We start from the raw sequence: 23,797 nt of genomic DNA, 5'->3' as shown, positions 1-23,797 counted from the left end.
TTAGGCTGCAATCTTTCCTACAAAAATGTATCACGCGAATAACACTTGAGAGGCTTTTTTCTGAAAAGCAGTGCTTAGTAGGAAAAAACGGAATCGGCCGTTATCCGATTACGAGGAGGACACATGTAATTAATTGTGTCAACTAGGGTGGAACCGCGGAAGCTTATACAGCTCTCGTCCCTTGCTATGGCAAGGTGACGGGGGCTTTTTTGTTGTTCGAAAAAACTGCGAGATTCTTTTGAGAAAAGGGATGGGTTCGGTTTTAGGTGGTGAGTCTGCTCATCAAAATTGCGAACCCGCTCTAATCAAAGTGAAGACCGCTCTTTGAAGGTGTAACCAAACTCCAACCTGAATGAAAACTGCTCAATCGAAGCATGCCTCCGCCCCAAGTAGAATGACAGCTGCTCTATCATAAGCAATCGATATAGGAGGGATTTACATGAGTTTTAAAGTGCCACGAGGGACACAAGATATTTTGCCAGGTCAATCTGAAAAATGGCAAAAGGTTGAAGCGATTATTCGTGATATTTGTCGTGTTTATCGTTATAACGAAATTCGTACACCGATTTTCGAGCAAACGGATTTGTTTGCGCGTGGTGTTGGTGAAACAACGGATGTTGTGCAAAAGGAAATGTATACATTTGAGGATCGCGGGGGACGTTCACTAACATTACGTCCTGAAAATACGGCTGGTGTCGTACGTGCCTACGTAGAACATAAAATGTTTGGTGCTCCAGATCAGCCCGTTAAGCTTTCTTACTTAGGACCAATGTTCCGCTATGAGCGTCAACAGGCTGGGCGTTATCGTCAATTTGTACAGTTTGGAGTAGAGGCCATTGGTTCAGCAGATCCTGCAATTGATGCGGAAGTCATTGCTCTTGCGATGGATGTTTATGAATCAGCGGGCTTAAAGGATTTAAAACTAGTGATTAATTCACTGGGTGATAAAGAAACGCGTAATACTCACCGTACAGCCTTATTACAGCATTTTGAGCCACATATTCAAGAGTTTTGCTCTGACTGTCAAAATCGTTTGCAAAAAAATCCATTACGAATTTTAGATTGTAAGGTGGATCGTGAACACCCATTAATGCAAACGGCTCCAGCGTTAACTGATTTCTTAACAGAGGAGTCAGCTGCTTATTTCAGTCAGGTGAAATCGTATTTAGATACATTGGGCATTTCTTATGAGGTGGATCCAAATCTTGTACGTGGGCTTGATTATTACAATCACACAACATTTGAAATTATGTCTACAGCAGCTGGCTTTGGTGCGATTACAACACTATGTGGAGGCGGACGCTACAATGGGCTAGTGCAAGAAATTGGAGGTCCAGATGTACCGGGTATTGGTTTTGCATTAAGTATTGAGCGTTTATTATTAGCACTTGAAGCAGAGGGCGTTGAATTAGATACCGCTTCAGGACTAGATGTTTATATTATCGCAATGGACGCTGAAGCCAAGCAAAAGGCTGTAGAGCTAACTAGTACTTTCCGTGCAAAGGGTCTTGCGACAGAAATGGATTATTTAGATCGTAAAATGAAAGCCCAAATGAAATCAGCGGATCGTCTAGGTGCAAAATACACAATCGTTCTTGGCGAAACAGAGCTTGAAGAGCAAGCAGCTGCCGTGAAACATATGGAATCTGGTGAACAGCACAAAGTGGCATTCTCAGAGCTAGTGAATTATTTATCACAACAATCTTAAAGTAGATACAGGGCATTGCTAGTAGATGCTACATAAATTGAAGATATTTTGGAGGAATTTAACAATGGCTACAAGAACACATGCTAGTAACGAGCTATCAGAGGCGTTACAAGGCGAAAAAGTCGTATTAAAAGGTTGGGTGCAGCGTCGTCGTGACCTTGGTGGTTTGATTTTCATTGATTTACGTGACCGTACGGGAATTACACAGGTCGTATTTAGTCCAGACGTGGCTGAAGCACATGCACTAGCGGATAAAGTACGTAGTGAATATGTGATTGAAGTGGAAGGAACAGTTATCCTTCGTACAGAGGATCAAATTAATCCGAATGTACCAAACGGTAAAATTGAAGTAGAAGCAACAAGTTTAATCGTAATTAATACGGCCAAAACAACACCATTCCAAATTGAAGATCGCACAGATGTATCAGAAGACCTACGTTTAAAATATCGCTATTTGGACTTACGTCGTCCAGTCATGTTCGATACATTCAAAATGCGTTCTGATGTTACACGTACAATCCGTAACTTCTTACAAAATGAAGGCTTCTTAGAAGTAGAAACACCGATTTTAACAAAATCAACGCCAGAGGGTGCCCGTGATTATTTAGTACCATCCCGTGTCCATGAGGGTGAATTTTATGCATTACCACAATCACCACAATTGTTTAAACAATTATTAATGGTTGCAGGCTTTGAAAAGTATTTCCAAATTGCCCGTTGCTTCCGTGATGAAGACTTACGTGCTGACCGTCAACCAGAGTTTACACAGGTGGACATTGAAACTAGCTTCTTAACACAAGAAGAAGTATTAGAAATGAATGAACGCTTAATTCAAGCTGTTATGAAAGAAGTAAAAGGAATCGATATCCCTGCACCTTTCCAGCGTATGAAGTATCAAGAAGCAATGGATCGTTATGGTTCAGATAAACCAGACGTACGTTTTGGATTAGAGCTAGTAGCATTAAATGATATTTTTGAAGGCTGTAATTTCAAAGTATTTGCAGATACTGTTGCACAAGGAAAACAAGTGAAAAGTATCAATATTAAAGGAGCAGCGGACAAATATTCTCGTAAAGACATGGATGAATTAACAAAATTCGTTAGTATTTACGGAGCAAAAGGTCTTGCTTGGTTAAAGGTTACAGAAGAAGGCTTAAATGGCCCAATCGCGAAATTCTTTGACGAAGCGTTAGCAGCAGCTTTAATCGAACGTATGGGAGCAGAAGTTGGCGATATTCTTGTATTCGTGGCGGATAAGGCACCTGTTGTTGCAGCTTCTTTAGGGGCATTACGTTCGAAATTAGGACAAGATTTAAACTTGATTGACGAATCACAATTTGCTTTCCTTTGGATTACTGACTGGCCATTATTTGAATTCTCTGAGGAAGATGGACGTTACTATGCAGCACATCATCCATTCACACGTCCGTTCGATGAAGATATAGCGTTAATGGATACAGATCCTTCAGCAGTTCGTGCACAAGCCTATGATATCGTATTAAACGGTTACGAGCTTGGTGGTGGATCATTACGTATCTATGAACGTGACCTACAGGAAAAAATGTTTGAATTACTTGGCTTTACAGAAGAAGAAGCACAAGCGCAATTTGGCTTCTTATTAGAAGCATTTGAGTATGGCGTGCCACCACATGCAGGTCTTGCCTTTGGTCTTGATCGCTTTGTGATGCTACTAGCAGGACGTACGAATTTACGTGATACTATCGCATTCCCGAAAACAGCAAGTGCTAGCTGCTTAATGACAGAAGCACCGAGCGAAGTATCACCAGAGCAACTAAGTGAATTAAGCTTAGCCATCAAACCATTTAAAAAATAATGAATAAAACAAAATACCTGGATTTCCTAGCAAATATTGTTGAGAATCTAGGTATTTTTTTGTGTTTTTTCAGGAAAATATAGATTATGAGAGAAAATCGTTTGAATTATCAGAAAAGTGGTGTTATGATAACTGTAATACGAATCCTGATGTGTTTGTCTAACTGCTAAATCTACTTCACAGTTTTGACCGAACACTATCGAATCGGGAGCCTTCATTTTGTAGTCGCAAACATGCCCCTAGCGGAGCGGGACGTTTAAAGCTGCAAAGCGGGCACCCCCCTGCAAATTGCGGGTTCAAAACGAATGTTTCTTGGCATTACGGCACAATTGGGATTCGTCCTATACATAGGATTAAAAAGGAGCTTGAGAGTAGCTCCTTTTTTGTTGCCAATTTTTAAAAGAAAGATTTATAGAAAAATTTTGAAAATATGAAAAAATAACTTTTTATTTTAGATGAACGAGCATATAATTGGTATAGACAACTATACCTTTTGGAGAGCGTTCATAAAAAGGTTGGAGGTGATAAGTTTGAAGGACACATTATTAATCTCAAATGTTAGGATTATTAATCCTGATGATCAGCCGTTTAAGGGTGACGTCTATATAGAAGATGGTAAGATCATTCAAATAGGGCAGTGTTTGTCAAGAAAGGCAGTGCAACGTATTGATGGGCAAAATCATGATTGGCTACTGCTCCCTGGCTATATTGATATGCACATTCATGGATCAGCTGGGCATGATACGATGGATGCTAGTCCATTAGCTTTGCATGAAATAGCACAGTCCTTAGTGCAAGAAGGCGTTACAGGTTTCCTTGCTACAACTATGACACAAACTATAGCCAAAATTGAAAGCGCTTTAGTCAATGTGGCGCAATTTGAACAGCAAGAAGGAGAAGCCGTTTTACTGGGCATTCATGTTGAAGGTCCATTTGTTTCGAAAATACGTGCAGGTGCACAGCCAGAAGAATACATGATTAGTCCTACGATTGAACAATTTGCTAATTGGCAAAAAATGAGCTGTTATCGTATCAAACAAATTACCGTCGCACCAGAAATAGAAGGTGGATTCACATTTCTTGAAGCATTAAAGAACTTTAATGTGATTCCGTCTATTGGTCACTCAGATGCTACAATAGAGGAAGTCCATCAAGCAGTATCATTAGGTATAAGTCAAGCCACTCATTTATATAATCAAATGCGACCATTTCATCATCGTGATCCAGGTGTCGTTGGTGGGGTATTATTAGAAGATAACATCAAAGTGGAATTAATTGTTGATTGTGTGCATAGTCATCCTCAAGCAGTCAAGCTAGCCTATCGGACAAAAGGTGCCAAGGGGATCATTCTTATTACGGACGCCATGCGAGCGAAAGGCTTGCAGTATGGTGAATATGATTTAGGTGGGCAAACGGTGTATGTAAGTGAAAAAGGAGCCCATTTAGCGAACGGAGCATTAGCTGGCAGTGTGTTAACAATGGAACAGGCGGTTAAAAATATGAAGGCCATTACGAATTGTTCCTTACAAGAAATAGTCGCCATGTCTTCTACGAATGCCGCTGAACAATTGCAGCTTCCCATGAAAGGTCGAATTGAAGAAGGCTTTGATGCAGATTTTGTCTTGCTAGATCAACAATTAAATGTGCAAAAAACGATTTGTCGAGGTAAAGTTGTATTTGAGAAATCATAAAAGAGGCGATAAGGAAGGTGCAAGATTTGTTAGAGAAAAATTCTCATATACCTATTTATATACAAATAGAAGAGATTATTAAACAAAGAATTTATTTAGAAGAATACAGAATTGGTGAGACGATACCTTCAGAACGTGAACTTTCTGCACAATTTGATGTTAGTAGAATGACTGTGCGTCAATCCATTACCAATCTCGTAAACAGCGGTCTGTTATATCGAGAAAAAGGGAGAGGTACCTATGTTGCTAATCCCAAATTGGAGCAGCCATTAAAGGGCTTAACAAGTTTTACGGAAGATATGCGCGCTAGAGGAATGGAACCAAGCAGTAAGGTGTTACGATTTGAAAAAATCATACCACCAGTGGATATTGCAAGAGATTTAATGATTGAGCCTGGAGAAGAAGTATTCTTTGTGGTGCGAATTAGAAATGCCGATTCTCAGCCAATGGCGATTGAAAGAACGTATATTCCAGTCAAAATCTATCCAGAGTTGGATGAAAAGCAAATAATGGGCTCGCTTTATGCTTTAATCGAAGCAAAGTTCCATCAAAAGATTGGGAATGCCGTACAGCAAATGGAGGCAGCCATTGTCTCAAAAGAAGATAGTAAATTTCTACAGATAAATCAAACAGCACCTGTTTTAATTATCAAACGTACGAGTTATTTATCGGACGGTAAACCATTTGAGCTTGTACGCAGTACGTATCGAGCTGATCGCTATAAATTTATAAGTGAAATTAAAAGGTGATTATATGCATGCATATTTTTCTGAAATCGAAAAGCTCATCCAGATTGTGAAGGAGCAGGAGACTGTTCATTTAAAGGAAGCAGCACAAATCATTGTTCAACGTCTTCAAAGAGGTGGAATCATCCAATTATTTGGCTGCGGCCATTCTCAGCTATTAGCGCAGGAGGCTTTTTATCGAGCTGGTGGTTTAGTACCTGTTCGTCCGATTTTTCTAGAACCTTTGGCATTACATGCTGGAGCACTAGCTTCCTCAATCAATGAGAAGGATCCCACTATTATTGAACAACATAAGGAACAGTTTGATTTTCGTGAAAATGACGTTTGCATTGTCATTTCAACTTCAGGGAGAAATGCGGCCCCTATAGATGCTGCTTTGTTGGCAAAGGAGTCAGGGGTATACGTGTTTTCTCTACAGTCGCTCCTCTATAGAGAGCAGGTTGCACGTCATCACAGTGGGCACAGGCTTGAAGACGTGGTAGATTTTGTGATCAATACACATATCCCTATTGGAGATGGTGTTTTGCATCTACATGAAATGCAGTATGCGCCAGCTTCTACTGTCATTGGTTCCTTATTATTAAACGCCTTGTTCAGCGAAGTCATCGAAATAATAGCAAAGACGACAAAGGAGTTACCTATTTTTGTCAGCAATAATGTTGACTCGGATTGGTCGCATAATGAAACAATGATGGCCAACTATCAACATCGTATAGATTTTACATGAAAAAGGGGAGACATCGTAAATGAAAAAAATGTATAAAATTACTTCACCTGAGGGCATTCATGCCAGACCTGCTGCACTACTAGTAACTGCAGTAACTCCATTCGAAAGTGATATTCAATTAACGTACAAGGGAAAATCTGTTAATCTAAAGTCCATTATGGGCGTTATGTCATTGGGTGTAACACCTGGTAGTATAGTAGAAATTTCAGCGGCTGGTCCAGATATTGAAAAATTATTTCAAACCGTAACAGAAATCATGGTGTCAAAAGAAATAGGAGAAGAATGTTAAGAGGACAAAAGATTCTTGCAGTGATTGTTTTCATCTCACTGCAGAAGAATCTTTTGTAAATAACTGAATTTTTAGAATTGCAATAGGGGTGATTATATGGATATCCACATCGTCTCGCCTAATGATTATAGGCAGATTCATCAATTAAGAGATTATTGTTTTCCGAATAAATACACAGGGGCTCGACGAGAGGACTTTCATTATTGGATAGAGCAGAGTACGACATTAGGAGCTTATGATCATAAAAAGATTGTCGGTCAACTTTTAATATTGCCACTCAACATGACGGTTCATGGTGTTCCTTATAAAATGGGCGGAATCGGCTTTGTTGCAACATATCCTGAGTACCGACAACAAGGGATTATTAAAAGGCTCATGATAGAAGCCCTACAAAAAATGCGTGATAATGGGCAAACCATTTCAGTTTTAGCGCCTTTTTCTGTGTCCTTCTATCGACATTTTGGTTGGGAATTATTTTTTGAGAAGCTTCATTACACGATCCCACAAGCACAATTTCCGTCGTTTGGGAAACAACTGGATATCGTCAAACGGATGAGCTTTGAATGGGTTGAGCCTGAGCTGTTCAAGGAAATAAAGGATTTTCATAATATAATGGCAATATTGCAAAATGGAGGCATGGTAAGAGATGATGCCTGGTGGAAAAGAATTGAGAGAAGGAGCCCTGACAGCCATTTTGCAGCCTATTTTCAAGCAGATAAAATAGAGGGCTATATTCGTTATACCATTCTGCAGGGGACGTTTGTCATTCAAGACTTTATTGTAGCTAATTATTTAGCGGAGCAAGCCATATGGCGTTATATTACGTCACATGCAGCAAGTGTCGATCAAATTACAGGTGTTACTAGCAATCATTATCCCTTTGGTTTTTATTTCAAAGAGCCGCAATTCAAAAGGGAAGTCATACAGGATGTGATGGTTAGAGTCGTAGACGTTGCAGCTTTTATGCAGCGGTATCCATGGAGAGATATCACAGAAACATTGACGATACGTATTGACGATCCATTTTGTCATTGGAATGAGCATGTCTATCAAATAAATAAAAATGGTCAAGTGTCCATAATTGAGACAAATTCGGTCTCTGACAAGCATATGTTAACACTACCAATTAATCTTTTTTCTGCAATGATGGTTGGTTATCTTTCCGTCAAAGAGGCTGTTGTCTATGCTAATCAATCGACAGTGGAAAAGACTCTACAACGATGGCAAAGGGCATTGCCTACTGAAAAGCCAGCATTTTATGAGTATTTTTAAGCACTAAATGGTTTGAAAATTTTAAATTTTTTTGGATTTTTTTCTGGACTATACCAGTTGAGTAGAATCGTTTATGTTGCTATAAAAAACAATAGCCCAATTTTGTAAATAATTACACGGATATAAAATTAATGTAAAAAGTGTATTGTGGTATATACCAATAGGTGCTATTCTCAAAATAAGTAAGCGATTACACAATCAAAAAAACATAAAAAGGAGTGTTTCGAATGAAAAATATTATGTTAGTGTGTGTAGCGGGCATGAGTACTAGTTTATTAGTATCTAAGATGCAAAAAGCTGCTCAAGAGCAAAATATTGAAGCTGATATTTATGCCATTGCTGAAGGTGAGGTGGAAAAAGTATTAGCGACGAAAAAAGCGGATGTGCTGTTATTAGGTCCTCAGGTTCGCTATTTAAAGGGGTCATTTGAAACAAAATTCAAGGATAGGGGCTTTCCAATCGATGTCATCAATATGGCAGATTATGGCATGATGAATGGTGAAAATGTCCTGAAGCAAGCACTACACTTAATTGGATGAAAAAGGGGTTAAAGGGAATGGGAGAAGCAGCATTAATGGAGTCCATTATGGGTCTTATTGTGCATAGTGGCAATACGAAAAGTGAGTGTATGGAAGCTCTTCAGCTAGCAAAAAAGGGGCAAGTTGAGGAAGCAAAAGAAAAAATTAAATTAGCAAATGAGTCTTTAATTGAAGCACATCATGCTCAAACGGGGTTACTGTCTCAAGAAGCAAGGGGAGAAAAAGTAGAGGTTTCCATGTTATTAATTCATGCGCAAGATCATTTAATGAATGCTATTACTTTTCGCGATTTAGCGCAAGAAATGATTGAGTTATATGAACGAATCAAAGGGGAGTAACATCAAATTTTGATGTCACAATAAAAAGCAAAGGGAGTGTATGTGGATGTTCCGTTTTTTAGAAGAAAAATTTGTACCGGTTGCTGCTAGGGTTGGGAATCAGCGTCATTTAGTTGCTATTCGTGACGGCTTTATTACGATCATGCCGTTGACAATTGTTGGATCATTAGCTGTACTTATTAACAATTTGCCCATTAAATTATATCAAAATGCACTCGATGCCATTTGGAAGCATGAGACATGGACACAGTTTGGGGGGAATATTTGGGGAGCGACATTTGGAATTATCTCTCTATTATTAGCCTTTTGTGTTGCCTATCATCTGACAAAAAGCTATGACAAGGATGCATTATCTGGTGGGGTAATAGGGCTTGCCAGTTATATGACATTTGGTACGTTTGGTGAAGGGGGATTAACGGGTTTAACGACAGGTACAGGAGGAATATTTGTTGCCCTCATTACCGCTTTAATTTCCGCAGAACTATTTTCTCGTTTATCTGGCAATCCAAAGCTTTTAATTAAAATGCCTGCAGGTGTGCCATCCGCTGTGTCAAAGTCATTTGCAGCATTACTTCCAGCAATTATAACAATTGGTTTATTAGCATTAGTTCGTACAATCATTTCTGCTGGGTTTGATATACCCGATATTATTGGAACGTTTTATTCATCGATTCAAGAGCCATTTATGGGCTTAACAAATACATGGGTAGCTGGACTTATTTTAGCCTTCATTCCAACATTTTTATGGACATTTGGTATTCATGGGGCAAATATTATCGAGCCGTTTATGCAATCGATTAATCTACAAGCAATTGATGCTAACGTTGCAGCCATTTCTGCTGGAAAAGTAGCACCTTACATTATTAACAAACCGTTCTTTGACGCTTTTATTAATATGGGTGGCTCAGGTACAACGATTGCTTTAATTATCGCAATATTCATTATTGCTCGTAAAAACAAACAATATAATACGGTTGGTAAATTATCCGCTGCTCCCGGATTATTTAATATTAATGAACCATTACTATTTGGTTTACCAATTGTCTTAAATCCAATTTTATTTGTACCATTTATTTTGACACCAATGGTCAATGTGACAATTGCTTTCTTTGTAACAAAATGGGGTTGGGTGCCAGCAGCAACGATTGCTGTTCCATGGACGACGCCTCCAATTATTAATGGTTTCCTAGTCACGCAATCTTGGCGTGGAGCTGTACTGAGTATTGTCTTAATTGTTGTAGCTATTTGTATCTATTTACCATTTTTATCCATGGCTAATCGCTTGTCAAGACAGAATGAACAAAAGGCTGCTTTAGCAGCACAGAGCGAACAATCTGTTGTGGAATCCCAAGGGGAAAAAGTAGAAGTATAAGCGTCAATTAACGGAGGGTTTGAAGTGAGAAGATTAGGAATTTCGCTATATCCACAGCATAGTACACTAGACGAAATGAAGCGCTATGTTCAACTTGCTCATGACAATGGCTTTGATCGGATCTTTACCTGTTTGATGTCATTAAAACAGGAGGGGGAGCGTCAGAAATTACAGCAAATTAATGCCTTTGCGCAGCAGCTTGGTTTTGACATATCGGCTGATATCGCACCAGCTGTTTTTGATGATTTAGGCTTAACCTTTAAAGATATTGGCTATTTGAAGGAACATTATTATTTGGCAGCCTTACGTTTAGATATGGGATTTTCTGGTCAGGAAGAAGCGTTGATGTCACTTGACGCAAGTAATCTAAAAATAGAATTAAACATTAGTAACGGGACGAAATATGTAGACAATATTGTTTCTTACCAGCCCAATAAAGAGAACATTATCGGGTGTCATAATTTTTATCCAAGACGCTTTACTGGGCTATCTCGTCAGCACTTTTTACAAACATCCCACCACTTTAAAGCACACAACTTGAGAACTGCCGCGATGATTTCCTCGCAGCATGGTCAATTTGGGCCTTGGGAGCAAACAGAGTACGGGTTACCTACATTAGAGGAGCATCGTCATCTTCCTATCACTGTACAAGCGAAAGATTTATGGCATACAGGGCTCATTGATGATTGTATTATTGGCAATATGTATGCCTCAGAGGAGGAAATACGTGCGTTAGGTCAATTAAATCGCAATAAGCTTGAAATAAAGGTTGTCCCGTCAGCAGACACGAGTATTTTAGAGGAAACGATTCTTTTTAAAGAGCCCCATTTTAATAGAGGGGATGTCTCTGAGTATGTCATTCGTAGTACACAATCTCGGGTTAAATATAAAAACGGAGATTTTCCTGTGCATGATACACGACCATTAAAAAGAGGCGATATCACGATTGATAATAATTTGGATGTTCGTTATAAGGGGGAGCTACAAATTGTTCTAAAAGAAATCCCAAATGCCGGGTCGAGCAATGTTATCGCTAGCGTTGTTGAGGAAGAACAATTTTTATTAGCACATATTCAACCATGGGCATCATTCGGCTTTACAAAATGAAAAAAGGTGAGAAAGGGATTGAGTCATCAATCTCACAGACTTGTAGCCATCGAGAAGTTCACTCTCGATGGCTTTTGTCATTTTTCTTTCTTTGTTCAATATTTGATAAACCAATCCATAATCAGAATAGGGGTTCTCTACTAATGGATAAATAAACGAAAAATTAATAGTGGCCTTTAATTTTCGCACTTAATGATCTTGTCGTACCAATTGATCAATCGTAAACATTTCTAATTGTTTACATTCGTTGATTTCATTCTTCGTCATCATCGTTTATCACTTCAAAAGTTTACTTTTCATCAACATATATTGATGGAGTTACTTTATATAGATGTTGAATGTAGCGAAGGACGGTGACTCCTGCGGGGAAAGTAGCTCGACACCGCATGTGGAAAGTATCAGCTTGGAGTGGAATCAACCGTTTCCCTTTAGAAAATAATGCCAAGGAAGCATTCCAACTTTATTTTAAAATCCTTGTTTAATTACTTTTATTTGGATGGTTTTCAGTAGGCAATCTTCATTTTTTTCTTTATAATTTTCTCTTGAACAATAACATGATAAAATGTAAGATAGATTTTGATTTTATCTTAGTATATAACTAGGTTTACTAATAAAATACACAGATGGAGAGTGTCAGGATGTTACATCAATTTTCACGTAACGAGCTCGCTATAGGAACAGAGGGTCTCGAAAAATTAAAAAATACAACGGTTGCCATACTTGGTGTAGGTGGTGTTGGTTCATTTGCAGCTGAGGCATGCGCAAGAAGTGGAATCGGTCGCATTATTTTAGTTGATAAGGATAATGTCGATATTACAAATGTCAACAGACAACTAGTGGCATATCTATCAACTGTAGGCAAATCTAAATCAGCTGTCATGAAAGAGCGCATTGCAGATATTAACCCAGCATGTGAAGTCATTGATATGCACATGTTTTACACGGAAGAAACCTATGAAAAGTTTTTCGCACAAGGCATTGATTATGTCATTGATGCAAGCGATACAGTGATGTACAAAATTCATCTAATGAAGGAATGCTTGCAACGTAATATCCCTATTATTTCGAGTATGGGTGCAGCAAATAAAATGGATCCTACTCGTTTCCAAATTGCGGATATATCAAAAACACATACAGATCCATTAGCAAAAATAATTCGTACAAAGCTTCGTAAAGAGGGTATTCATAAGGGTGTAACAGTTGTTTTTTCTGATGAAAGTCCAATTGTTGTACGTCCTGATGTCGTAGAGCATGTTGGTAAGCCTGATGCGGCAATTCGTAAGGCAAAAATGCCACCTTCATCCAATGCCTTTGTACCGTCCGTAGCAGGTTTAATTGCGGCGAGCTGGGTAGTCAATACCATCTTAAAAGATGTGAAAATTACGCGCGTACAAGGATAATGTCAGAGAATTATTTTAAAAAAACAGCATAATGGATTATTTTCGTAGAAGTAGCTGCCTCATTGTTTTGAGAAGTAGCTACTTTTTCTATGTTACAATTAGACCGTTGAAAAAAGGAGGCGCATACAGATGGAAAAAATTTATCAAATGGAATATAGAGGTTTAAATCTTTTCGATGAAATTAGCACTGTAGAGATAGCGATTGATGAAGAGAAGCAAACTATACATATTTTTGATGTTGGACAAGTAGTCAGCCCCATTTTTAATTTTGATGTATCTGCCTATGAATTGTCCGATGGTTTTTATAAAATGGCGGATGTTCTGCGGCATAAGAAAATCTTAACGAATCATCAAGCAGATAATAATGTCACATTAAGTGAATGGTTAATTATGAACAATGCTTATTTTTATATACCTCAAAAGCGCATTAAAAAATATATGCAGGGGAGCATTATTGAAATTGTTGATCGCGCAAAGGAACCCTGGTTATTTGATGATTATGTACAAAGGGTATAATTTTACCAAAATAGTTCGTCTTATGTACATAAAATGCTATTAATTCACGAAATTGTCTTATTTTTTTCATGTCCTCACTACTCCATATAGTTTATTGATATAATTTAAATCATCCATTAGATAATCGATCAGTTTGTTTGGGATGCTCCGAGCTACTTAGTAAATAGCCAGGAAGTTAAAACAGCAAATGACATATGGGAGAGTGGGGAAATGGAAATTCAAGTAATTCGTGATCATTTAGATATTGTCAAACTTCAAGAGAAAATGAATGCCATTGTATTTGACTATTTGGATACATCTAATAATTATCCGAAAGCTATGAGAGGGTTGAATCCTTTATATAGTCAAGTAACAACTTATTATAAAGAGTATGTTGATCATCGATCAGGGGAATTACCAAGCGCAAATACGTATTGGCATCTGTTTATCGATTGTTGTGCAAAATTATGTTATTTTTTAGCTGCATCGACCTATTATTCTTCGAATGCCTTGCAAAAAACGCCTGAAAAAGTGGAGCGTTTATTAACAATAGCAGCTTATTCCTTACCGGGAATTGAACAGGAAGAGAATGAATTATTATTAACAGATATCTTTGCTCTCTTAACGGAAGTGCTAGAGGATGAAGAGAAAATGACAACGATACGCAATGAAGTGCTTGCACAAAAGGGTGATGTGAAGCAGTGTCTGGAACAGTTCAAAGCATTTGTTGATGAAGAACTGACAGCCTAGACATTATTAGACTAGCTATTTTCAGAAAATAGCCTATACGACAAGAATCTACGTAACTTTTGTAAGTAATTCTCGTTTTTCTATACTAGAAAAAAGTGGATTTACTTGCTTCGTTTTGTTTCGTGGGTTCTTTTTTGTTATTTGGAAAGTAAAAAAAGATCATTTTACTTAAAGGGAATTATGATTTTTTGTCGAATTATAGTTAAAAAATGGGTTCTCCTATAATCATTTTATTCAACACTGTAAGAACTTATTGAAAGGGGGCTAGGCAATGATTGTAAACGGTATAAAATTAGATTTGGCGAATTTGGAAAAACCGCTTTTACTAGTTAGTGAGGAAGATGAGCATTTATTTCAACGACTTATCCAACCAACGATTGAGAAGGAACTTATACAGTGTCAATTAGCGCTCTCTACAAGAAAATCTATTTCATTGGTCAAAGATATTTGGTTGGCAATGTATAGGGATCGAGAAAAGTTATACATTAATAGTGGTCATGCCATGCTGTACCCAATTCGTTTAATTCTTTTTGAATTAGTGACACAAGCAGAATCTTTCCAGCGCTTAGCAAAAAAGTCGCGTGGTGATGCATGTCTTTCCCTTATATATGCAGTTATTCTTATACAATTTGTCTTGCAGTGGTTAAAGGATCGGTTTAGTGGAAACCAAGAGGTATATGGTGCATTAAAGCGGTTATACAGAGTGACGGATGATGAATTAACTAGAGAGCCATCCTATGAAACAAGAGAACAAAAAATTGCACAAGCTATTGCTGTAAAAGCAATTCGCTTTGAAGTGAGAGAAAACAATCAAGAATTCGCGAGTGTGTTGTATCAATCGTATAATTTGATTGTTTTTTTGCATAGTAAGGTCAATGAAGAGGATGGGAAAGAATCCCTTCTGTCATCACTTCGACATGTAGCAGAACCATTAAATTTGTTTTATAAAGAGCGATACACAGCAAATAACCAGAGCTTTACAGGATGATCATCAAAGCAGCCCATCCTGTTATTTTGTAAAAAAGCAAAGTCACTATCAGTACTGGAAATCGTGACTTTGCTTTTGTGCTGTTATTGATGGAACGATTTGAGCTTTTCATAGATGCCTGCCATTCGTTTTTCTTCTCCAGCAATAACAGGTTTATAAAATTCTGTTCCTACAAGTTCATCCGGTAAATATTGCTGGTCTACCCAACCACCAAAAGTGCCAATGGGTGTGTTATGTGGATATTGATAGCCAACATGTCCTAAATCTTTCGCTCCCTCGTAATGAGCATCTCGTAAATGATGAGGAATATCACCCGTTTTGCCTTCATGAATTGCTGTAATGGCAGCGTCTATTGCAGCTATGGCAGAATTGGATTTAGAGGCAAGGCACATTTCTATGACGGCGCTTGCGAGTGGAATACGTGCCTCAGGTAACCCTAGTCGTTCGGCTGCTTGGATGGCAGCCAGCATATGAGGACCAACATCGGGATTGGCAAGACCAATATCTTCATAAGCCATCACAAGCAGGCGCCTGCTGACGGCCACTAAATCGCCTGTTTCCAGTAAATGCGCTAAATAATATAAAGCAGCATTGGTATCACTGCCACGTACAGATTTTTGCAAGGCGGAAAGTAAATTATAAAAATGTGAACCTTTTTTATCGCCATAAACACCGATTCGGTTAATGAGATGCTCAATAACATGATCGGCTGCAAGCGTCTGCCCATCAACCTCATCACTCGCATAATAAATGGATTCTAGTAGTGTTAATGCCTTCCGCGCATCCCCGTTTGCGGCTCCTGCAATTTGCTCAATTTGAGTGGGTGTTAATACAAAATGATATTTACCTAACCCTCGTTTTTCATCTGCTAGTGCTTTTTCAATCAACTCAATTAAATTTTCCTTTGTTAGTCGTTTTAGCTGGTAAATTTCTCCACAGCGTGAACGAATAGCTGGATTGACGTCATGGTAAGGATTTTCTGTTGTGGCCCCAATTAATACAATTGAGCCATTTTCAACATGTGGTAACAAAGTATCTTGCTGTAATTTATTGAAACGATGAATTTCATCCAAAAAAAGAAGTACTTTTCCGGAGATTCTGGCTTCTTGTACAATATCCTCCACATCTTTTTTGCCAGCTCGCGTTGCATTGAGTGCAAAGAAAGGGAGCTTGGAGCTTCCTGCAATGGCATTGGCAATAGAAGTTTTACCGATTCCAGGTTCTCCGTATAGCAACATGGAAGGTACATGTTCATTTTGAATCATTTTATACAGGGCTGTATTGGGACCAATGAAATCCTGATGCCCAACTATTTCATCAAGGGTTAAAGGACGCATTCGAAAAGCGAGTGGTTCATTATGCAATTTAGTTCCCCCTTTCAGTCGTTGTCATTTTTTGCTTCGACCATGTTTATACGCTAAAATAAAGCGCTGATTGTTATTTTTGAACGATTTTTAATCGCATTTATTAGTATATCACATCCTTCTAGGTGTATTTCCGAGTTCATCAAGAGGAGATTATGATATACTGTTTGTAGTATTTTGACTAGACTAATTGAGGGTGATAAAATGAAAATTTCAACAAAGGGCCGTTACGGGCTTACGATTATGATTGAATTAGCAAAGCATTATGGTGAAGGGCCGATTCCATTGCGTAAAATTGCTGCGGAAAAGGAGCTTTCTGAAGCATATTTAGAGCAATTAGTGTCTCCGCTTCGTAATTCAGGCTTAGTAAAAAGTGTACGTGGTGCTTATGGTGGTTATATGCTAGCGAATCCACCTAGCGAAATTTCAGCAGCCCATGTTATTAGTGTGCTAGAAGGGCCTATTCAACCAGTAGAGGGTATTGAAAATGAGGAAGCGCCACAACGAGAGTTATGGCTACGTATTCGCGATGCAGTAAAAAATGTGTTAGATACAACGACAATTGAAGACCTAGCACAATATACAGAAGAAAATGTAGCGGAAGGTTACATGTTCTATATTTAAAATGTTCGAGCTAAAGTGCTACGCCCGCATCAATCTCATTCATTTTGTGAAATAGTCTTATCGCAATGGCTATTTTTACGATGAGTGATGTGGGTTTTTGCGCTTCTGATCTTGATTCAGGAGAGGACTCCACTTATGAAGGGTGAGCTGAATGCGGTGCTGATTTTTTCAGTGAGTGTTCAAACGATCACTGAATCAAGATAAAGTCTCTGGCGAAAGTCACAGATTTTGAAGAGAGGTCTGCATGATGCAGGTCAGTTACCGTTGTCACAGAATGTGACGAGAGTAGGCTAACTGTTACTCATTAGTTTGAAAAGAATGGACGTATTGTTTATCTGCGCGAAAGTGAAGTGTCAGCGGCAATTACGTCGAGGCGTAATTGATCAAAAAGGAGTTTTCAACATGAATTCATATATTTATCTCGATCATGCGGCTACATCTCCGATGAATGGCCAAGTAATAGAAGCGATGACGACTGCTATGCAGCAGGTTTTTGGCAACGCATCAAGTATTCATGGCGCAGGTCGAGAAGCACGAAAATATTTAGACAATGCACGTGAGTTATTAGCGAAATCCATCGGTGCCCAAGCAGGGGAAATTATTTTCACAAGCGGCGGCACGGAAGCTGATAATACAGCCATTTTAGGCACTGTCTATGCCCGTGCGAACGAAGGGAAACACATCATTACAACACAAGTAGAGCATCATGCGGTGTTACATACTTGTGAAAAACTTGAACGCGATGGCTTTGAGGTGACCTATTTACCAGTAGATCAATTGGGACGTGTAGCGGTTGAAGATGTTCAAGAAGCCCTTCGCGAAGATACTATTTTAGTGACGATTATGTATGGTAATAATGAAGTAGGTACAATTCAGCCTATTGCTGAAATTGGTGAGCTATTACGTGAGCATCATGCCACATTCCATACAGATGCAGTTCAAGCTTACGGCTTGGAGAAAATAGATGTAAACCAATTACAGGTGGATTTATTGAGTGTATCTGCACATAAAATCAATGGTCCTAAAGGTGTTGGATTCCTTTACCAAAAGACAGGAACACCGTTAGCGAGCTTTGCTCTTGGGGGCGCACAAGAGAAAAAACGTCGCGCAGGTACTGAAAATATTCCAGCCATTATTGGTTTTGCGACTGCTGTGCAAGTTGCAAATAAGTTGCGTGAAGAAAAGCGTTCACTATACAATCACTTTAAGCAAATTATGCTCGAAGTTTTTACACAGGAAAAGCTAGCGTTCCATGTGAATGGTGAAGAAAAGCATTCATTGCCTCATGTACTAAATATTAGCTTTAAAGGGATGGAAGTAGAATCGTTTCTAGTGAATCTTGATATGGCAGGTATTTGTGTATCAAGTGGTTCAGCATGTACCGCTGGTTCGATTGATCCATCGCATGTGTTAGTAGCGATGTTCGGGCAAGGAGCAGAGGAATTACGAAACTCCATCCGATTTAGCTTTGGGCAAGATTTAACGGAAAACGATATACGCGATGCAGCGGAAAAAACAGCTCAAATTGTGAAAAAACTAGCTACCAAATAATTTGCGCAATACGACGTTATGTTTCTATAACTTTTGAAGCATCAACTGTAATTAGATAAAAGAAAAGGTGACCACAATGAAAGAAACACGTGACCCCTCACAAATTCGCGTTGTCGTCGGCATGTCAGGTGGGGTAGATTCATCGGTGGCTGCATACTTGTTAAAACAACAAGGGTATGAAGTAATCGGGATCTTTATGAAAAACTGGGATGATACGGATGAAAACGGTGTTTGTACAGCGACTGAAGATTATGATGATGTGATTAAAGTGTGCAATCAAATCGGTATCCCATACTATGCTGTCAATTTCGAGAAACAATATTGGGATAAAGTTTTCACATACTTTTTAGAAGAATATAAAGCAGGGCGTACACCAAACCCTGATGTGATGTGCAATAAAGAAATTAAATTTAAAGCATTTTTGGAGCATGCCATGAACTTAGGCGCCGATTACTTAGCGACAGGACACTATGCACGTATTGATCGAAGTGTTGATGGTGAAGTGAAAATGTTACGTGGCGTTGATGATAACAAAGATCAAACATACTTTTTAAATCAACTATCACAGGAGCAATTAGCCCATGTGATGTTCCCAATTGGCGATATTGAGAAGAAAGAAGTGCGTAAAATTGCAGAGGAAGCTGGACTTGCCACTGCCAAGAAAAAGGATTCAACAGGTATTTGTTTTATCGGAGAACGTAACTTCAAGGAGTTTTTGAGTCAATATTTACCAGCTCAACCTGGCAAAATGGAAACAATGGATGGCGTTGTGATGGGACAACATGATGGTTTAATGTACTATACACTTGGGCAACGACATGGTCTTGGTATTGGTGGAGACGGTGAGCCTTGGTTTGTGCTAGGGAAAGATTTAGAGCGTAATGTGTTACTTGTTGGACAAGGCTTTGACAATGAGTTTTCATACTCTACATCATTGACTGCTGTGAAAATGAACTATACTTCGACAAAAAAATTGCCTGGGAAATTTTCTTGCACAGCGAAATTCCGCTATCGTCAAACAGATACACCAGTAGAAGTAGAAATTTTACCAGATGGTCGTGCACACATTACATTTGCAGAGCCTGTACGTGCGATTACACCAGGACAAGCCGTAGTGCTGTACAATGGTGATGAATGTATGGGTGGCGGTACGATTGACGAAGTCTTTAAAAGTAATGAAAAACTAACATATGTTGGATAACTTGTGTTAAGACTGCTCTTACTGCCTCTTGGCTTTCTAGAAGCAGTCTTTCGCTACATAGAGGTGAAGAACGAATGAATTATAATGAACAGGGCATTCAAGCATTTCAAGAAAAACGTTATGAGGATGCTGCCCAACTATTTACAAAAGCAATTGAAGCAGAGCCCGAAAATGCCATTGGTTATGTGAATTTCGGCAATTTGTTTGCTGTGTTAGAGGATACAGAACGTGCAGAACGTTTCTTCCAAAAGGCGATTACTGTAGATGAAACTGCAGCGACAGCTTATTACGGTTTAGCCAATTTATATTATAATGCGGAACGCTATGCGGAAGCTGCAAAACTGTATGAACAAGCACTTAAACATCAGATTGAAGGGGCAGATGTTTATTATATGATGGGGAAATGCTTTGAGCGTATGGAGAACTCAAAACTAGCATTGCCCTATTTACAACGTGCCGTAGAAATTGCGCCAGAAGATACACAAATTCGTTTAACCTATGCGATTGTGCTATGTGCGCTAGAAATGTTTGAAGAAGGGAAGAGGGAACTGGATCTCTTAATCGAGCAGGATTGGAATAATGCAGATGCACATTATAATTTAGGCGTGCTCTATGCCGTTTCCACAGAACAAACGGAAGATGCGATGTATCATTTGAAACAAGCCTTTACATTACAACCTGAATATGACCAAGCACGATATATATATGATATGATTGCCCAACGATTTAACTGATAGATGATTAGCAGCGAGTGTCAATTGATGAACTTGCTGCTTTTTTCTATCAAAATGCAAGGCAATCTATAAATCTCATTTATTATTTTTCAGCAAATGAATTCCTTCTTCTTTTATTTTTCGTTCAAACTTGGTAATGTTTGTTATGCAGGAAAGGAAAAGGTGACAGGATGAATAAAGTATTTATTGCACTATTACTTGTAACAGCACTTGCCGCAATTGAAGGAACAATTGTAAGTACGGCTATTCCAAGTATTACAGCTGATTTATTAGGCGTAGACTTAATTAGCTGGATTTATTCCGCTTATTTACTAGCTTCTGCTATTGCTGCGATTATTTTTGGCAAGCTAGCTGATTTATTTGGACGCAAGCGGATGATTATTACAGGGATTATTATTTTTTTAGTAGGCTCGATGTTATGTGGTTTAGCCCAATCGATGGAGCAATTAATTGTCTTTCGTGCAATCCAAGGTATTGGTGCAGGTTCAATTTTACCCATCACATTAACAATGGTTGGGGAGCTGTATAAGACTGAAAAAGCGCGTGCCAAAGGACAAAGCTATTTAAGTATGGTATGGGGCGTGTCTGGCGTAGTTGGTCCATTATTTGGAGGTTTTATTGTAGACCAAGTGTCATGGCATTTTATTTTTTTCATTAATGTACCATTTGGTTTAGCATCTATTTATTTAATTGCGAAACATTATAAAGAGCAAATAGAAGCGGTGAAGCGTAAAATTGACTACCTAGGTGCTGTACTATTTACAATTGGCATGGTGGCGTTGTTATTTGTGATTATCGAAAACAGTAAAACGCAGGCTTGGTTATCAGGTCAATCATTGCTAATGTATCTAATTGCGGTTGTCTTCCTTAGTATTTTTATTTGGGTGGAATTACGAGCTGAAGAGCCAATTATTCCGTTAGCACTGTTTAAAAATGGGCGACTAATGGTCATAAATGCCTTAACATTAAGCGGGATGTCTATTGTGATTGGTGTAACGGTTTATATTCCGATATTTGCCCAAAGTGTTCTTGGTAAAAATGCAACACAAGCAGGTTTATTATTAACACCGATGTCTATTTTCTGGACGGTAAACTCCATTATGGCAGGTTATTTAATCGGGCGTTTAACGAATAAAAGAATTATTCAAATGGGGACAATTTTACTGGTTACGGGTACTCTATTACTGGCAAGACTATCTTCAGGTTCTAGCGATTTCAGCGCTTATTTCGCTTCATCATTAGTTGGGCTAGGAATGGGCTTTATCATGCCAATGTTGATGATTTCCATTCAAAAGGTGGCAAATCCTAAGCAGCTTGGCATCTCAATTGGTTTAAACTCCTTTACAAATACATTTAGTCAAGCGATTGGGGCAGCACTATTTGGGATGATTTTTAACTTAGCAACGAGTGAAAAAATGGCTTCATTAGGAAAAGGTGAAATTCAATTAAATGGTGAATTTGCAAGAGGTGGCTTTAGTCTAGAAGAAGTAAGCTTTTTAAAAGAAACTATTGCGAATGGCGTAAGCTATGTTTATGTCGCTACCTTTGTTTTTGCCATTTGTGCCCTTATTTTCTCCTTCTTTGTAGCGACGAAATCCAAGGAGCAGGCATAATCGTTACAAAGCTTTAAAACTGTAAAAATCCACCTCACTCTCTGTGAAAAAGAACATTGGACAATTGGGTCTTTTGCTTTTCTCACCGAAAGCTAGGTGGATTTTTATGTTCATTTAGTTTTGGTCATAATGACAACGGAGTGTCATTGATTGTTAGGTAGTTCTGTTAAGTATTTCGCTAAATGTGAAATAGGGGTACTGTCTAGTAATGATGGCTCTGCTTCATTTTCTTTTAAAATATTGATCTCTTTATTCAAACGCTCCATTTTTCGATCTAATTCGGCTGCTTGTAGTGCGGCTTCTTTTAATTCAATACGAATATGCTCGGGTACATCTTTGTTATACTTATAATAAATTTTGTGCTCCAAGCTTGCCCAAAAATCCATTGCTATTGTACGAATTTGGATCTCTGTGTAAACCTTTTCCATATGGTCTGACATAAAGATAGGAATTTTAATAATGAGATGTAAGCTTTGGTAGCCATTTTCTTTTGGATAAGCAATATAATCCTTCACTTCAACAACCTCAATGTCATGCTGTGCCTGTAACATGGCACTAACCTTGTAAATATCTTCCACGAAAGAGCAGGTGATGCGAGCGCCTGCTATATCACGAATATTTTCACGAACAGCCTCCATGGATGGGGGAAGCTCTTTTTTCATCATCTTCGCTAAAATACTTTTCGGTGATTTTACACGAGTGGAAATATGCTCAATTGGATTGTATTCATGAATCAACTTAAATTCTTCTTGCAATATATTTATTTTCGTTTCTACTTCCTGTAGAGCAAATTTGTAGGCTAAAAAGAAACGTGTTAATTCAGTTTGGAATGTTTTTAAAGAGTTTACCTCTAGTCCAGTTTTCATAGTTTGTAAATCCTTTCTAGTTGGTTTGTGCCATTTTTATTTTCTGTGTGGCTGTCATCCCAATGAGATAGCCAATAATGGGTGAAATTCCATAGCCCATAATAGGCATTGGAAAATGGCCAAAGAAAGTGACAAGAATTGTCATCAAGAAATAGAGTCCTAATATATCTTTTTTCCATGTGATAAAGAATGGATAGACTAACAATAGAAGGGCTCCAACTCCTAAAATAAGTAACATACTTCCCATATCTGCTACTAAAAATATTATTTGCTCTACATATGGTACAGGAGCTAAATGATCGATGTAAATCCAGGGTGTAAAGACATATAGGGTTAGTATGATTAGCGTAATATACTGCCATTTAGGGTTTTCTATAGCTCGCCATAAAATAATGGTGGAGGCACAAGCAAAAGCAGTAATTTGCCCTGCATCTGGTTGCAATAGTAAAATACCACCTATGAGAATCATGAATCCTATAACATATGGTACATAATTACTTTTTGATAGCCTCCACAAATAAACAATGAGCATAGGTAAAATAATACTGGCCATATAAAAATTGAATGGACCCAAAGTTACCCATCGGT

At 38.4% G+C, this 23,797-nt stretch carries 23 protein-coding genes, 1 other RNA gene, 1 pseudogene and 1 other annotated feature (1 of these 26 only partly in view); of the genes and pseudogenes, 21 read left to right on the top strand and 4 right to left on the bottom strand.

The window, feature by feature from the left end:
• Positions 1–185: a binding site (T-box leader), on the top strand; it begins 58 nt to the left of the window's first position.
• A 254-nt stretch (positions 186–439) separates the two neighbouring features.
• The 12 genes from hisS to NST76_RS15020 all read left to right on the top strand — a co-directional run bounded on the left by hisS (position 440) and on the right by NST76_RS15020 (position 11,623).
• Positions 440–1,708, top strand: a complete 1,269-nt coding sequence (gene hisS, locus NST76_RS15075; protein WP_058844051.1) for a histidine--tRNA ligase — start codon at positions 440–442, stop codon at positions 1,706–1,708.
• A 64-nt stretch (positions 1,709–1,772) separates the two neighbouring features.
• Positions 1,773–3,542, top strand: coding sequence for an aspartate--tRNA ligase (gene aspS / locus NST76_RS15070; protein WP_101966510.1), 1,770 nt, complete (start codon positions 1,773–1,775; stop codon positions 3,540–3,542).
• A gap of 140 nt (positions 3,543–3,682) precedes the next feature.
• Positions 3,683–3,882: non-coding RNA, 6S RNA (gene ssrS / locus NST76_RS15065), on the top strand.
• Positions 3,883–4,072: 190 nt separating this feature from the next.
• Positions 4,073–5,233: an N-acetylglucosamine-6-phosphate deacetylase gene (gene nagA / locus NST76_RS15060; RefSeq protein ID WP_257982877.1), complete on the top strand. Its 1,161-nt coding sequence runs from the start codon at positions 4,073–4,075 to the stop codon at positions 5,231–5,233.
• A gap of 26 nt (positions 5,234–5,259) precedes the next feature.
• Complete coding sequence (locus NST76_RS15055; RefSeq protein ID WP_036124397.1) at positions 5,260–5,982, top strand: GntR family transcriptional regulator; 723 nt, start codon at positions 5,260–5,262, stop codon at positions 5,980–5,982.
• A 4-nt stretch (positions 5,983–5,986) separates the two neighbouring features.
• Complete coding sequence (locus NST76_RS15050) at positions 5,987–6,706, top strand: SIS domain-containing protein (protein ID WP_036124385.1); 720 nt, start codon at positions 5,987–5,989, stop codon at positions 6,704–6,706.
• A 19-nt stretch (positions 6,707–6,725) separates the two neighbouring features.
• A complete protein-coding gene (locus tag NST76_RS15045) occupies positions 6,726–6,995 on the top strand; it encodes an HPr family phosphocarrier protein (protein WP_036124382.1) in 270 nt (89 codons plus the stop codon).
• Between the two features lie 96 nt (positions 6,996–7,091).
• Positions 7,092–8,267, top strand: a complete 1,176-nt coding sequence (locus NST76_RS15040) for a GNAT family N-acetyltransferase (RefSeq protein ID WP_271910497.1) — start codon at positions 7,092–7,094, stop codon at positions 8,265–8,267.
• Between the two features lie 227 nt (positions 8,268–8,494).
• Positions 8,495–8,806, top strand: coding sequence for a PTS sugar transporter subunit IIB (locus tag NST76_RS15035; RefSeq protein ID WP_036124378.1), 312 nt, complete (start codon positions 8,495–8,497; stop codon positions 8,804–8,806).
• 17 nt (positions 8,807–8,823) lie between these two features.
• Positions 8,824–9,144, top strand: coding sequence for a PTS lactose/cellobiose transporter subunit IIA (locus NST76_RS15030; RefSeq protein WP_036124376.1), 321 nt, complete (start codon positions 8,824–8,826; stop codon positions 9,142–9,144).
• Between the two features lie 46 nt (positions 9,145–9,190).
• Complete coding sequence (locus NST76_RS15025) at positions 9,191–10,516, top strand: PTS sugar transporter subunit IIC (protein ID WP_036124372.1); 1,326 nt, start codon at positions 9,191–9,193, stop codon at positions 10,514–10,516.
• A gap of 24 nt (positions 10,517–10,540) precedes the next feature.
• Positions 10,541–11,623, top strand: coding sequence for a MupG family TIM beta-alpha barrel fold protein (locus tag NST76_RS15020; protein WP_340834753.1), 1,083 nt, complete (start codon positions 10,541–10,543; stop codon positions 11,621–11,623).
• Between the two features lie 123 nt (positions 11,624–11,746).
• Here the strand turns inward: NST76_RS15020 and NST76_RS15015 are convergent.
• Positions 11,747–11,893, bottom strand: a pseudogene (locus NST76_RS15015) (IS5/IS1182 family transposase); the annotation flags it as partial.
• 368 nt (positions 11,894–12,261) lie between these two features.
• On the opposite strand from NST76_RS15015, the gene NST76_RS15010 reads away from it, so the two are divergent.
• The 4 genes from NST76_RS15010 to NST76_RS14995 all read left to right on the top strand — a co-directional run bounded on the left by NST76_RS15010 (position 12,262) and on the right by NST76_RS14995 (position 15,256).
• Entirely contained in the window at positions 12,262–13,023 is a 762-nt protein-coding gene (locus NST76_RS15010) for a tRNA threonylcarbamoyladenosine dehydratase (RefSeq protein ID WP_036124368.1), read from the top strand.
• 129 nt (positions 13,024–13,152) lie between these two features.
• On the top strand, positions 13,153–13,539 hold the full coding sequence (locus NST76_RS15005; RefSeq protein ID WP_342544094.1) for a hypothetical protein: 387 nt from the start codon (positions 13,153–13,155) through the stop codon (positions 13,537–13,539).
• Between the two features lie 210 nt (positions 13,540–13,749).
• Positions 13,750–14,268, top strand: coding sequence for a hypothetical protein (locus tag NST76_RS15000; protein ID WP_036124364.1), 519 nt, complete (start codon positions 13,750–13,752; stop codon positions 14,266–14,268).
• Positions 14,269–14,539: 271 nt separating this feature from the next.
• Positions 14,540–15,256, top strand: coding sequence for a hypothetical protein (locus tag NST76_RS14995; protein ID WP_036124362.1), 717 nt, complete (start codon positions 14,540–14,542; stop codon positions 15,254–15,256).
• Positions 15,257–15,339: 83 nt separating this feature from the next.
• Here NST76_RS14995 and NST76_RS14990 read toward each other — a convergent pair whose 3' ends face one another.
• Positions 15,340–16,620, bottom strand: coding sequence for a replication-associated recombination protein A (locus NST76_RS14990; protein ID WP_036124360.1), 1,281 nt, complete (start codon positions 16,618–16,620; stop codon positions 15,340–15,342).
• Between the two features lie 204 nt (positions 16,621–16,824).
• Between NST76_RS14990 and NST76_RS14985 the strand changes: the two genes are divergently transcribed.
• From NST76_RS14985 to NST76_RS14965, 5 genes are all read left to right on the top strand, one after another.
• The gene (locus tag NST76_RS14985; protein WP_008181126.1) at positions 16,825–17,244 is read left to right on the top strand and encodes an Rrf2 family transcriptional regulator; all 420 of its coding nucleotides are present in this window, start codon (positions 16,825–16,827) and stop codon (positions 17,242–17,244) included.
• Positions 17,245–17,646: 402 nt separating this feature from the next.
• Entirely contained in the window at positions 17,647–18,795 is a 1,149-nt protein-coding gene (locus NST76_RS14980) for a cysteine desulfurase family protein (protein ID WP_036124356.1), read from the top strand.
• Between the two features lie 76 nt (positions 18,796–18,871).
• Positions 18,872–19,996, top strand: coding sequence for a tRNA 2-thiouridine(34) synthase MnmA (gene mnmA / locus NST76_RS14975; protein WP_058844058.1), 1,125 nt, complete (start codon positions 18,872–18,874; stop codon positions 19,994–19,996).
• A 74-nt stretch (positions 19,997–20,070) separates the two neighbouring features.
• Entirely contained in the window at positions 20,071–20,730 is a 660-nt protein-coding gene (locus NST76_RS14970) for a tetratricopeptide repeat protein (protein ID WP_342544093.1), read from the top strand.
• Between the two features lie 170 nt (positions 20,731–20,900).
• Positions 20,901–22,343: an MDR family MFS transporter gene (locus tag NST76_RS14965; RefSeq protein WP_101966500.1), complete on the top strand. Its 1,443-nt coding sequence runs from the start codon at positions 20,901–20,903 to the stop codon at positions 22,341–22,343.
• A 143-nt stretch (positions 22,344–22,486) separates the two neighbouring features.
• On the opposite strand, the gene NST76_RS14960 is transcribed toward NST76_RS14965, so the two are convergent.
• Both NST76_RS14960 and NST76_RS14955 read right to left on the bottom strand, forming a co-directional pair.
• Positions 22,487–23,209: a GTP pyrophosphokinase family protein gene (locus NST76_RS14960; protein ID WP_036124348.1), complete on the bottom strand. Its 723-nt coding sequence runs from the start codon at positions 23,207–23,209 to the stop codon at positions 22,487–22,489.
• Between the two features lie 16 nt (positions 23,210–23,225).
• Positions 23,226–23,651 carry a hypothetical protein gene (locus tag NST76_RS14955; protein WP_342544092.1) on the bottom strand — a complete coding sequence of 142 codons (426 nt, stop codon included), beginning with the start codon at positions 23,649–23,651 and terminating at the stop codon, positions 23,226–23,228.
• Between the last annotated feature and the right edge of the window lie 146 nt (positions 23,652–23,797).

Origin of the sequence: Lysinibacillus sp. FSL W7-1291 (assembly GCF_038593415.1) — a bacterium.
Lineage (GTDB): Bacteria > Bacillota > Bacilli > Bacillales_A > Planococcaceae > Lysinibacillus > Lysinibacillus fusiformis_D.
The sequence above is the reverse complement of the archived record's forward strand: the minus strand, read 5'-3'. Positions and strand labels throughout refer to the sequence as shown.